This is a genomic window from Bacteroides parvus (assembly GCF_017309675.2).
Classification (GTDB): Bacteria; Bacteroidota; Bacteroidia; order Bacteroidales; family Bacteroidaceae; genus Bacteroides; species Bacteroides uniformis.
Genome location: NZ_CP084680.1, coordinates 996,261 through 1,009,242, shown reverse-complemented (window position 1 = coordinate 1,009,242; position 12,982 = coordinate 996,261). Strand labels below are relative to the sequence as shown.

Genomic DNA, 12,982 nt, shown 5'->3' with positions numbered 1-12,982 from the left:
ACATAAAAGATGAAAACCGTAAAGCTAATCACCTGCGACGATGCCTTTCAGGCACATGTTATTCAGGGTGCCTTGAAGAATGAGGGCATTGCGTCTGTTTTGCATAATGAAAACATGTCTTCCGTGATGCGCGGATATGTCCGTGATGTCACGGGAGTGGATATATTTGTCTATGAGGACGAATATGACAATGCCCTCCGTCTGCTTGAACGGAACCAGATGATTCCGGAACAGTTGAGGTACTGCCCCCATTGCGGTTCGGATGAGATTAAGTTTGTGCTGAAGAAGAGCCATCGGGTGCGTGCTGTGGTGGCTGCTGTTATTGCGGCATTGTCGGCCGCACCTCCGGGCACTGAGCATTGGGAGTATGTATGCAGGAAGTGCGGCACTCATTTTGAGAAGCCGGTGGCGAAAGGAACAATTGAAGAATAATCAGGTGTTTATTCTTTTAACCGCTTTTCAATCCAGTCCCGGTTTTTACGTCCCAATCGGCTTTCCGCAAAATCCAGGAAAGCCGATGTGTCTGTTATATGGGCTTGGATGACACCTGCCAGAAAGTTGAAGAAAGGTTCTTCACCCACCCGGACAAGCAGGTCGGCGAGTAGTACTGACCCTTTCCTATAGAGGGCAAGATGCGCTTCGCGGTCGTTGCGGTCAATACCCCAGATAGGACGGATATGGCGTGTTTCCTTACGATAGGCGTCGATGTAAGCGGCATAGGCTTTCTCGCCGCGGGCGTGGCGTATGTATTGCAAAGCACTGAATTCGGCAAAAGATTCGTTCAGCCAGTCGTGCCAGGATTCCACCGGAGCCTTGTTCCACCAGAAGTGGCCGATTTCGTGGGCGGTGTTCTTGAGTACATATTCATTGAATGTTCGTGAACTGAGCATAATGAAATTTTTACGGCTGTACCCTCCTGAGGTGCCGGAAGCTGAAAGCAGGAATTTCATGTAAATATCCTCATCTCCCGCAATTTTATAAAGGCGTCGGAAGAATTTCAAGGCATTGTGGCAACATTGAAGTGCCGAGTCTGCACCGGCATCCGGGAAGTCTGTATAGATAAGTTCAATGGTAGTTCCGTTATCATTGATGCGGCGGCTTTTCAGCATGGGTGAAGCCAGGATAACATTGTCGAAATTCTCCCAAGGTTGCTCCATTTCCCACATCCCTTCTTCTGTATGGGAAATAATACCTGAGCCGCTCACCGTATAACCGTCAGTGATGCCGATTCGTAAGTGCGAATAATCTGCCCGGTTACCGTTGCAGACAGGATACCATCCCGTATAGTAACCAAGTTCAATCCAATGGTCATTGAATGATTTTGCAGGGCCCTGCACTTCCTGCATGTAGAGTGTGTAACGGGTATTTATGCGGCAGCGGTCATCGGCTCCTGCCGGCCGGTAGAGGGTCAAGGTCCGTCCGTCGGGAATGAATTGGGCAGGTGCTGGGGCAAGCGTATCGAAACGGTAGGTTATCTCCCGGCTGTTGTGGCGTAGTGTGTCGATACGGGCATGGCGCCATAGTACCAACGAGATTGAGTCACTGTCCTGGAAATCAACTTCAAACGAACCGCCTACTTCGACCTGTCGGTTCGGTACATCAATCTGTACGGTTAAGTCATAACTGACAATGCGCGGAGATTCTTGTGCCCGAAGCATGGGGGAGAAAAGGAGGCATATTGTAAAGCTGGCAATTGTAAGTTGTAGTTTCATGGTACATCAATTTTAGAGTGATAGTAACTGGGAGATTTTGCCTATGTAAAAGTAGTATTTTTAAAGGAATATTAAGATGGATGGCTGGATATAATTTATGAAAAGACTACCTGGTTATTGTTCATTTGTAAGATTGTCGTACTTTTGCCTTTAAAGATAAATATATTTATGAAAAGGATATTGTTGCTGTTAATTTTATCCGTCTGCCTGCTCCCATTGTGGTCCCAAGAGACGGTAACTCCGGTGAAGCCGCTCTCTGCGCGGATTGATGCGTTGATAGAACACAAACTTCCCGCAGGCTCTAATGTGGCCATTTCGGTCTATGACCTGACTGCCGGCAAGCCCTTGTACGGCTATCAGGCGGACAAGCTTTCCCGTCCCGCTTCCACCATGAAGCTGCTGACCACCATTACCGCCCTTTCCCGTCCCGAAGCCGACGAGCCGTTCCGTACGGAAGTGTGGTATCAGGGAACCATTGAGCGCGATACCTTGCAGGGGAATATGTATGTGATAGGCGGTTACGACCCGGAGTTTGATGAAGAGGCATTGGATTCCCTGGTGGCTGCCGTGGCCCGTTTCCCCTTCTCTGTCATCAAAGGCAAGGTGTATGGAGATGTCTCCATGAAAGACTCCTTGTACTGGGGCAGCGGCTGGTTGTGGGATGATACTCCCTATTCCTTCCAGCCCTACCTCTCACCGCTGATGCTGAATAAAGGAGTGGTGAAGGTTACCGCCACACCCGGCGAACGGGGCGACAGCGCACGCCTTGAATGCACTCCCGCCTCTTCCTATTATACACTGACGAACAAGACCCAAAGCCGTACCCCTTCTGCCGGACGTTTCCGTGTGTCGCGCGACTGGCTGGTGAACGGGAACAACATCACCGTGACGGGCAACGTCGATGCCCGCCGTGCAGGTACGGTCAATATATTTTCTTCGCAGGACTTCTTCATGCATACCTTTATGGAACGGTTGCAGGCACGAGGCATCCGGTGCATTCCGGCGGCAGAAGCGGAAGTCTCTTACCTCTTCGGCGAGTTCCGGCAAGACAGTCTTTCCGTGCGGATGGCTTCCTATGAAACTTCCGTGCAGGATGTGGTGAAACAGATAATGAAGGAGAGCGATAATCTCAATGCCGAAGCCATGCTCTGCCGGTTGGGTGTGCAGAGCAGCAGAAAGAAGCGTGTCTCTGCCGAGGACGGGCTTTCTGCCATCCGCATGCTGATAAAAGAGATGGGATATAACCCCGATAGGTATAATCTGGCAGATGGTTGCGGCCTTTCCAATTACAACTACATTTCACCGGAACTCTTGGTTTCTTTCCTGCGATATGCCTACTCGCGTACGGATGTTTTCCAGAAACTTTATAAGGCTTTGCCCATTGGCGGCGTGGACGGTACACTGGAGTTCCGCATGAAGAAAGGCACCCTTTCCCACAGAAATGTACATGCCAAGACGGGTTCCTTTACCGCCATCAACTGCCTGGCCGGCTACCTTAAAGCCCGCAACGGACACGAGATAGCCTTTGCCATCATGAACCAGAATGCACTGTCGGGCAGGGAAGCACGCGCTTTCCAGGATGCGGTGTGTGATGAAGTGATACGTTGAGGTTTAGCCATCGTAAAGTTGACCTTTAGCGTCGTAAAGTTAAGGTTTAGCTTCCTAATGCAGACCTTTACGGAGTGAGCCCCAAGAGTAGGGGAAATCATTCCTCTTTCGTATTGCGGTAGCGTGCCGGAGACATACCCAGATAAGACTTCACATACTTCCCGAAGAAAGACTGGTTGGGGAAATTAAATTCTTCTGCAATCTCCTTGATGGACTTGTCCGAATGCTTCAGCCGGTACTTGATGTGCTCGATGGCACTTTCGTTAATCAAGTCAAGCGGTGTACGTCCGCACGCTTGTTTGATAACCTTCGAAAAGTGTTTGGGGCTGTAGCAGAGTGCATCGGCATAATATCCTACAGAACGGTGTATGCCGTTGTCTTTGGACAACATCTCTATAAATTTACACAGGATATAGTCGGACTGTTTGATGCTTTCTTTTGTATCGGCTGTCATTGCTGAAGGGTTCACTTCTTTGTTGAGGTGTCCCAACATCTCACAGAAAATGGCAGAAAACAAGTGTTGCATCACTTCCCTATGATAGGGATGAGGCTCGTCGTTTATCTTTGCCATAAGCAGTTCCCGGTAGAATTTGAAGATTTCCTTGTCTCCTTCCTCCCCGACAGATTTTATGGGATTGTTGTGGATATGCATAACGGTATTCCATGTATCCTTCTCCATCTTGACCACGCGTTGTAGGAACTGTGTGGAGAATGCGGCAAGCCTTATCTTGTGCTTTGGGCTTACCATCGCGTGGCTGATAATGGTATTGGGAAGGCCGAGCAGTAAGTCGCCTGCTTCCAGTTGGTAGGTTTTGTAGTTGACGTCCAACTGGATACAGCCTTCTAGACAGATAGCGATAAGGAAGCATCCTAATCTTATTGTATCTTCATTGTAGGGGCTTCCCTCCAGACTGTTGATTATGACAAAGTCATTGTCTACATAGTCAAGGACATGTTCGCTGTTCTTAAAGTCCGCGATTTCTACGATTTTTATGTTCCCTTTCTCCATATTCTTCCTTTTTCGTTTTGCAAAGTTGGTGAATAATGGGAAATATGGAATGTTCCATTATGCGGCTTTCTTGTTCTATATGTCATTTATAGACAATTCATTAGCCTTAAAAAAGATGAATGTCGAAAAAGGGATATCCTTGGAGTGTAATTGGTCATTATGGCGTTGTTCCTTTCTCCTACTTTTGCCACCAGTTTTAACAAAAATACAATGAGAAAGAGTATGATTACATTAAACAGGAAATGGATACGGCTGATAGGGATTGTCGGTTGTACAATGTGTTTGGCATCTTGCAAGCAGGCAACGGATGCTTCCGGAATGAAACCTTCTTACGCTACCATGAAAGTGGAGGCGACAGACAAAGAGCTTTCCACTTCGTATTCGGCAACGATACGCGGACGGCAGGACATAGATATCTATCCGCAAGTGTCGGGTACCATTGAGAAGCTTTGTGTGACTGAGGGGCAGAAGGTGCGCCGCGGACAGTCGCTTTTCATTATCGACCAAGTGCCCTACAAGGCTGCCCTCAAAACGGCCGTGGCCAATGTGGAGGCTGCACGCGCTGCACTGGCTACTGCTGCACTGACTTACAATAGCAACAAGGAACTGTATGCGCAGAAAGTGGTTTCGGAATTTAGTCTGAAGACTGCCGAGAACGCCTATCTTACCGCCAAGGCACAGCTCTCGCAGGCCGAAGCCCAGGAGATAAGTGCGCGCAACAACCTCTCCTATACGGAAGTGAAGAGTCCCAGCGACGGTGTGGTGGGGGCATTGCCCTACCGTGCAGGAGCATTGGTCAGCCCCAGCCTGCCGCAGCCGTTGACAACGGTCAGTGACAACAGCGACATGTACGTTTACTTTTCCATGACCGAAAACCAGTTGCTTGCCCTGACCCGCCAATACGGAAGCATGGACGAGGCGTTGAAGAACATGCCTCAAGCGGAACTGAGACTGAACGACAATTCCGTCTATGACAAGAAAGGAACCATCGAGTCCATCAGTGGCGTCATTGACCGTCAGACGGGTACGGTAGTGGCACGTGTGGTATTTCCCAATGAATCGCGCCTGCTCCACAGTGGGGCGTCGGGCACGGTGGTGGTGCCTACCACTTATAAGAACTGTATTGTGATTCCGCAAGAGGCCACCGTGCAGTTGCAGGACAAGACAGTGGTATATAAGGTAGTGGATGGCAAGGCCGTTTCTGCCTTGATTACCGTGGCCGGAATAAATGACGGACGCGAATACGTAGTGCTGGACGGACTGGAAGTCGGCGACGAGATTGTTTCCACCGGTGCCGGACTGCTGCGCGAAGGGACACAGGTGAAATAATGAACTGCTATTTATCAACTATCAATGACCCATTAAGATGAAAGGAAATATATTTATAAAGCGGCCGGTGATGGCTATCTCCATCTCCGTACTGATTCTGGTGATAGGGCTTATCTCGCTCTTTACGCTGCCGGTGGAACAGTATCCTGATATTGCACCTCCCACGGTGTACGTCAGCGCCAACTACACCGGTGCCGACGCCGAAGCCGTATTGAACAGTGTCATCATGCCGTTGGAAGAGAGTATCAACGGTGTGGAGAACATGATGTACATCAGCTCTACCGCCACCAATGCCGGTTCTGCCACCATACAGGTCTACTTCAAGCAGGGCACGGACCCCGACATGGCTGCGGTGAACGTACAGAACCGCGTATCCAAGGCGCAGGGACTGCTGCCTGCCGAAGTGACGAAAATCGGTGTGACTACCCAGAAGCGCCAGACCAGCTTCCTGCAAATCGGTGCTTTGGTAAGCACCGACGGACGCTACGACCAGACTTTCCTAGCCAATTACCTCGATATCAACGTGATTCCGCAGATTAAGCGTATCGAAGGTGTGGGTGATGTAATGGAGCTGGGCGATACATACAGCATGCGTATCTGGCTGAAACCGGAACGGATGGCGCAGTATGGACTGGTTCCTTCGGATGTGACCGCCGTATTGGGCGAGCAGAACATCGAGGCGCCTACCGGTTCGCTGGGCGAGAGTTCTAAGAACGTATTCCAGTTTACGATGAAATATCGCGGACGCCTGAAAAGTGTGGAGGAATTCCAGAATACGGTGGTACGCTCGCAGAGCGACGGTTCCGTGCTTCGTCTGAAAGATGTGGCGGATGTGGAGCTGGGTACGTTGACTTACAGTTTCCGCAGTGAGATGGACAGCAAGCCGGCTGTACTTTTCATGATGTTCCAGACGGCAGGCTCCAACGCAACCGCCGTCAACAAGCAGATTACTGCACAGATAGACGAGATGAGGAAGAGCCTGCCCGAAGGGACGGAGTTTGTGACGATGATGAGCTCCAACGACTTCCTCTTCGCTTCCATACACAATGTGGTGGAGACGCTGGTGATTGCCATTATCCTGGTAATCCTGGTGGTGTACTTCTTCTTGCAGGACCTCAAGAGTACGCTCATACCGTCCATCTCCATTATCGTGTCGCTGGTCGGTACGTTTGCCTGCCTGGTGGCTGCGGGGTTCAGTCTCAATATCCTGACGCTGTTTGCACTGGTGCTTGCCATCGGTACGGTGGTGGACGATGCCATCGTGGTGGTGGAGGCGGTGCAGTCCAAGTTCGACGCCGGATATAAGTCTCCCTACCTTGCCACGAAGGATGCGATGGGCGATGTGACGATGGCTATCATCTCTTGTACCTGCGTGTTCATGGCGGTGTTTATCCCCGTGACGTTTATGGGTGGTACTTCGGGTGTGTTCTATACGCAGTTCGGCATTACGATGGCAACGGCAGTGGGCATCTCCATGATTTCGGCATTGACGCTTTGCCCCGCCTTGTGCGCCATCATGATGCGTCCGTCGGACGGCACGAAGAGTGCGAAGAGCATCAACGGACGGGTGCGCGTGGCATACAATGCTTCGTTCAACGCCGTGCTGGGAAAATATAAGAAAGGTGTGATGTTCTTTATCCACCGCCGCTGGATGGTGTGGACTTCATTGGCGGCTACCGTCGTATTGCTGGTTTACTTGATGAGCACCACCAAGACAGGGCTTGTGCCGCAGGAGGACCAGGGTGTCATCATGGTGAACGTCAGCACCTCACCGGGAAGCACGCTGGAAGAAACTACGAAGGTGATGAACAAGTTGGAGGATATTCTGAAGAGCACACCAGAGATAGAGCACTATGCCAAGGTGGCAGGCTACGGGCTGATGTCCGGTCAGGGAACTTCCTACGGCACCATCATCATCCGTCTGAAGGACTGGGGTGAGCGAAAGGGGAGCGAACACACGTCCGATGCTGTGGTGGCACGCCTCAATGCCCAGTTCTACGGTGTGAAGGAGGCGCAGATATTCAGCTTCCAGCCGGGTATGATTCCGGGCTACGGTATGGGTAACTCCTTAGAGCTGAACCTCCAGGACAGAACGGGCGGTGACATGGCAACGTTCTACGAGGCAGTGATACAGTTCCTGGGTGCGCTGAACCAGCGTCCTGAGGTGGCTATGGCGTATACCTCTTATGCTATGAACTTCCCGCAGGTATCGGTAGATGTAGATGCGGCCAAGTGTAAGCGTGCGGGCATTTCGCCGAGTGTGGTGCTCGACGCGTTGGGCAGTTATTGCGGTGGAGCTTATATCTCCAATTACAACCAGTTCGGTAAGGTATACCGCGTCATGATGCAGGCATCGCCCGAATATCGTCTGGACGAACAGGCACTGGGTAATATGTTTGTGCGCAACGGTACGGAGATGGCTCCGGTCAGCCAGTTTGTGACATTGAATCGGGTGCTTGGTCCGGAGACGGCCAACCGCTTCAATCTGTATAGCGCCATCTCTGCCAACGTGAATCCGGCAGAAGGATATTCGTCCGGTGAAGTGCAGAAAGTGATTGCGGAAGTGGCGGAACAGACATTGCCGCTGGGCTACGGTTACGAGTACGGAGGTATGGCACGTGAGGAAGCCAATACCGGTGGTGCGCAGACTGTCTTTATTTATGCCATCTGTATCTTCCTTATCTATCTCATTCTGGCATGTCTCTACGAGAGCTTCCTGGTGCCGTTTGCGGTCATCTTCTCCGTACCGTTCGGGCTGATGGGTTCGTTCCTCTTTGCCAAAGTCCTTGGCTTGGAGAACAACATCTATTTGCAGACGGGTGTAATTATGTTGATTGGTCTGCTTGCCAAGACAGCTATTCTGATTACGGAGTATGCCATTGAGCGGCGCCGCAAGGGAATGGGCATTGTGGAATCGGCCTACTCGGCCGCCCAGGTCCGCCTGCGTCCTATCCTGATGACGGTGCTGACGATGATATTCGGTATGCTTCCGTTGATGTTCTCGAGAGGTGCGGGTGCCAACGGCAACTCTTCGCTGGGTACGGGTGTAGTAGGCGGTATGCTTGTAGGAACATTGGCATTGCTATTTGTGGTTCCCGTATTCTATATCATCTTTGAGTACTTGCAGGAGAAGGTTCGTCCGCCAATGGAGGAAGAAGCCGATATGCAGGTATTGCTTGAAAAGCAGAAGAGTGAGGCAGAACGGGCGAAAGATTGAGGAAAATAAAATAAAAACAGATTGGAACAATGAAGAAACATATCATCCTATTGTCCGCCGCCGGTTTGCTGTTCAGCAGTTGCGGCGTGTACACCAAATACAAACCCGCTACCGAGGTCCCCGACGGCCTCTACGGGGAAGAAATAGCCACTTTTACGGAGAGCACCGACGGTTCTCCGGTGGCTCCCGAAGACAGCCTGGACCTTGGCCTGGGCGGCATGGACTGGCACGAGCTTTTCACCGACCCGCATCTGCAGGCACTCATCGGGCAAGGGCTACAGAACAATACCGACTACCAGTTGGCACAACTCCGTGTGGAGGAAGCCGAAGCCACCTTGCTGTCCGCAAAGCTTGCTTTTCTGCCCTCCTTTGCCCTTGCACCGCAGGGCACGGTGAGCAGCTTTGACACTCACAAGGCTACGCAGACCTATTCGTTGCCCGTCACTGCCAGTTGGGAACTGGATATTTTCGGTCGTATGCGTAATGCCAAGAAACAGTCGAAGGCACTCTATGCGCAGAGCCGGGACTACCGTCAGGCCGTGCGCACCCAACTCATTGCCGGGATAGCCAATACTTACTATACCTTACTGATGTTGGACGAGCAGCTTGCCATCTCCAGGCAGACCGAAGAGACGTGGCGGGAAACCGTTGCTTCCACCCGTGCCCTGATGAATGCGGGCATGGCTAATGAGTCTGCCGTGTCGCAGATGGAGGCCACATACTATCAGGTGCAGACTTCCGTGCTTGATTTGGAAGAACAGATAAACCAGGTGGAGAACAGCCTTGCGCTGTTGCTGGCAGAGACGCCCCGTCATTACGAGCGCGGTGTGCTGGCAGAGCAGCAGTTCCCCGCGGACTTTTCCATAGGGATTCCTGTCCGGCTGCTTTCCTGCCGTCCTGATGTCCGCTCAGCCGAGCGGACACTGGAAGCGGCGTTCTACGGTACCAATGCGGCGCGTTCCGCCTTCTATCCCTCCATTACGCTGGGTGGGAGTGCGGGCTGGACCAATTCCGCCGGTTCAATGATTGTGAATCCCGGCAAGTTCCTGGCTTCGGCAGTGGGTTCGCTGACGCAGCCGCTCTTTGCCCGCGGGCAGGTCATTGCACAGTACCGCATAGCCCGTGCCCAGCAGGAGGAGGCTTCCCTTGCCTTCCAGCAGACATTGCTGAATGCAGGCAGCGAGGTGAACGATGCCTTGACTGCTTGGCAGACAAGCCTATCCAAAAGCGAACTGCTGGACAAGCAGGTAGCTTCCTTGCAGACAGCTGCCCGCAGCACTTCCCTGCTGATGGAGCATGGCAACACCACCTATCTGGAGGTGCTTACCGCCCGGCAGACATTGCTCAACGCACAACTGGCACAGACGGCAAATCGATTTTCTGAAATACAAAGCCTGATTAACCTCTACAAGGCGTTAGGAGGAGGTCAGGAATAGAGTGTCATCATACTACTCTCTCTGCATCTTCATTTTAAATGTGAAGGAAGGGCTGTCCGGGAAGTGATTCCAGGACAGCCCGTTTTCAATGAATAGGAGGGATCAAATGGAGGCAAGTATTTCTCTGGACAAATTATTGCAGTTTTTCACTCAATGCGAACGATAAGTGTTGGCTCGGTGAGAGATCGATTGAAGAAACTGAAAAGGAAACTGAAGCAAAAGATAGTGAGTTTACCGGTAAGAAGGAGGTTTTGCCAGGAATTGATGCAGGGATGTAGTAGGTACTGAAATAGCTTGTTGTTGGATCTATAGATGCAGCGTGTTCCATCTATATATGCAACGCGTTGCATATATAGATCCAGCAAACCGGAAATATACATGCAACGCGGCATATCTTTCGGGCGGTTTCTCTCCGCCTTTGAGGGAGCGGTTTATTTATACTGTGCCCAGTCTACATTCTTCATGTCTCCACTTTTGGCCAGCTCAGCGTGCATAGCCAGTGCGGCGCGCAGAGCGTGGGGAGTTTGTGATTTGCCGTCGGTCAGCTTCAGGTAATCCCACAGTATGTTCTTGTAGTCCGGATGGACACAGTTTTCGATGATGGCTTGTGCACGCTCTTTCGGACTCTTGCCGCGGAGGTCGGCCACACCTTGTTCGGTGATGATGATATTGACATCGTGTTCCGTGTGGTCTATGTGCGAAACCATCGGCACGATAGCCGAGATTTTACCTTCCTTGGCAACGGACGGACAAGTGAAGATGGAGATATAGGCATTGCGGGTGAAGTCACCGCTTCCGCCGATGCCGTTCATCATCTTGGTTCCGCCGATGTGCGTGGAGTTCACGTTGCCGTAGATGTCGGCTTCGATGGCAGTGTTGATGGAGATGATACCGAGTCGGCGCACCACTTCCGGGCTGTTAGAGATTTCCGACGGACGGAGCACCAGTTTGTCGCGGAAGAAGTCCATATCCTGGTAGATACCTTCCAGACAGTCGTTCGTTACGGTCAGTGAGCAGGCGCTGCCGAATTTCACGCGGCCTTCGCGGATAAGTCCGATAACGGAGTTCTGGATAACTTCTGTGTACATTTCAAAAGCAGGGATGGTCTTGTCACGTCCCAAAGCGCCCAGTACGGCATTGGCAATGTTGCCCACACCGGATTGCAACGGCAGGAAGGTAGGCGGAATGATTCCGCGTTTCATGTCGGCGGCAAGGAAGTCGGCCACGTTCTGCCCGATTTTGTCGGTCAGCGGGTCGGCGGCGGCAAACGAACGTGCCTCGTCCGGCCAGTTGGTCTCCACTACGCCGACAATCTTTTTCGGGTCTACCTGGATGTAGGGCAGGCCGATACGGTCGCTCGGCTTGTAAATGGGGATTTCGCGGCGGTAAGGAGGGTCTAGGGGTTCGTAGACGTCGTGCAGACCCATGGCACTCTTGCTGTGGGCGGCATTCAGTTCCACGATAATCTGGTCGGCTAGGCGGCAGACAGTCGGAGCGATACCGCCGGCTGCCGTCAGGTAGATTTTACCGTCGGGAGTAACCTCGCATGCCTCGATGATGGCAACATTCACTTTTCCCATGAAACCGTAACGGACTTCCTGAGCCATCTGTGAAAGGTGGATGTCGTTGTAGGCTATTTCACCGTTGTTCACGGCTTTGCGGAAATCAGCGTTGGTGGTGTAAGGAGCACGGTAGCGGATAGCTTTAGCGCGTGAAAGGATACCGTCGCAGGAATCTCCGGTAGAAGCACCGGTGAAGATACCTATCTGGAACGGGTTTCCTTTTGCATGTTCTGCTTCCGCGATTTTTGCTAATTCAGCCGTAACGGCTTTGGCTGTTCCTGCGGGGGTAAATCCGCTCAAGCCGATGTTGTAGCCATGTTTGATGAGGCTCGCAGCTTCTGCTGCCGAAATGTAATTGAGTGCCATAATATAAATAGTTATTTTTTCGTGTAAAGATTCTGAAGGGGCTCGTAATTGGTTCTGCAATTATCGACTGTAAACTATCCGTTCTTTAATATTTTCGTTGAAGTATTTCTGACCAGATAATGGCTTTCCTCGCTTCTTCTGCCGAGTGGATGCCGTATTCGGACATTGCTTCATCAGATTCCTGCGGACGGGATGCCGGGGAGGGAGGGGAAGCCTTTATGGAAGTGTGCTTGGATTTGGCAGACGGTTTGGATACCGGCTTGGGCTTTTCTGTCGGTTTGGGGCCTTCGGGAATAAAGCCTCCGTAAGTGTCTTCGCCCCAGTATTCGGGCAGTGGGTTGTCGACGTCGGGCATAGGTATGTCGGGACTCTTGTCAGCGTTTTTATCTGCTTCTTTCTTAAACTGCTTGACGAGTCCGATTACTATGACAGCCGCAACTAACAGAAACTTGAAGACATCTTCCATATTCTTTTTGATTTTCCACCCAAAGATAGTGCAATTATCTCTTATCTTTGCTTTTGGGCAAAGTTATTATTTAATCTGATTACAGCCAAGGAATTGGTAATAAAAAAGGGCAGCTTCACAGCTCCCCTTAATTTTTTTAACCTAAACCTTAACTATGAAAAAATCTAATGTTTCTTTCATTCCACAAATTTGTGAATTAATTTGCTCTATGCCAAATTAACACTCGGAAAATGTTTATTCTCTTAACATTAATTAGCTGATAAGGCGCAGATTGACA

At 51.1% G+C, this 12,982-nt stretch carries 9 protein-coding genes; 5 read left to right on the top strand and 4 right to left on the bottom strand.

What is annotated here, in order from left to right; translation table 11 throughout:
- Positions 1–9: 9 nt before the first annotated feature.
- Complete coding sequence (locus JXR92_RS04010; protein WP_057097314.1) at positions 10–432, top strand: putative signal transducing protein; 423 nt, start codon at positions 10–12, stop codon at positions 430–432.
- An 8-nt stretch (positions 433–440) separates the two neighbouring features.
- On the opposite strand, the gene JXR92_RS04005 is transcribed toward JXR92_RS04010, so the two are convergent.
- Positions 441–1,712: a M1 family aminopeptidase gene (locus JXR92_RS04005; protein WP_138346368.1), complete on the bottom strand. Its 1,272-nt coding sequence runs from the start codon at positions 1,710–1,712 to the stop codon at positions 441–443.
- Positions 1,713–1,880: 168 nt separating this feature from the next.
- On the opposite strand from JXR92_RS04005, the gene dacB reads away from it, so the two are divergent.
- Positions 1,881–3,320 carry a D-alanyl-D-alanine carboxypeptidase/D-alanyl-D-alanine endopeptidase gene (gene dacB, locus JXR92_RS04000; RefSeq protein ID WP_138346371.1) on the top strand — a complete coding sequence of 480 codons (1,440 nt, stop codon included), beginning with the start codon at positions 1,881–1,883 and terminating at the stop codon, positions 3,318–3,320.
- Positions 3,321–3,417: 97 nt separating this feature from the next.
- On the opposite strand, the gene JXR92_RS03995 is transcribed toward dacB, so the two are convergent.
- Entirely contained in the window at positions 3,418–4,329 is a 912-nt protein-coding gene (locus JXR92_RS03995) for a helix-turn-helix domain-containing protein (protein ID WP_138346374.1), read from the bottom strand.
- Positions 4,330–4,551: 222 nt separating this feature from the next.
- Between JXR92_RS03995 and JXR92_RS03990 the strand changes: the two genes are divergently transcribed.
- The 3 genes from JXR92_RS03990 to JXR92_RS03980 are packed head-to-tail and all read left to right on the top strand — an operon-like array spanning position 4,552 to position 10,311.
- Positions 4,552–5,658, top strand: coding sequence for an efflux RND transporter periplasmic adaptor subunit (locus JXR92_RS03990; RefSeq protein WP_117599972.1), 1,107 nt, complete (start codon positions 4,552–4,554; stop codon positions 5,656–5,658).
- 37 nt (positions 5,659–5,695) lie between these two features.
- A complete protein-coding gene (locus tag JXR92_RS03985; RefSeq protein WP_138346380.1) occupies positions 5,696–8,875 on the top strand; it encodes an efflux RND transporter permease subunit in 3,180 nt (1,059 codons plus the stop codon).
- A gap of 29 nt (positions 8,876–8,904) precedes the next feature.
- A complete protein-coding gene (locus tag JXR92_RS03980) occupies positions 8,905–10,311 on the top strand; it encodes a TolC family protein (RefSeq protein ID WP_117599945.1) in 1,407 nt (468 codons plus the stop codon).
- Between the two features lie 431 nt (positions 10,312–10,742).
- Here the strand turns inward: JXR92_RS03980 and JXR92_RS03975 are convergent, their stop codons facing one another.
- Both JXR92_RS03975 and JXR92_RS03970 read right to left on the bottom strand, forming a co-directional pair.
- The gene (locus tag JXR92_RS03975) at positions 10,743–12,239 is read right to left on the bottom strand and encodes an acetyl-CoA hydrolase/transferase family protein (protein WP_117599946.1); all 1,497 of its coding nucleotides are present in this window, start codon (positions 12,237–12,239) and stop codon (positions 10,743–10,745) included.
- A gap of 85 nt (positions 12,240–12,324) precedes the next feature.
- On the bottom strand, positions 12,325–12,705 hold the full coding sequence (locus JXR92_RS03970) for a hypothetical protein (protein ID WP_117599947.1): 381 nt from the start codon (positions 12,703–12,705) through the stop codon (positions 12,325–12,327).
- Positions 12,706–12,982 lie beyond the last annotated feature (277 nt).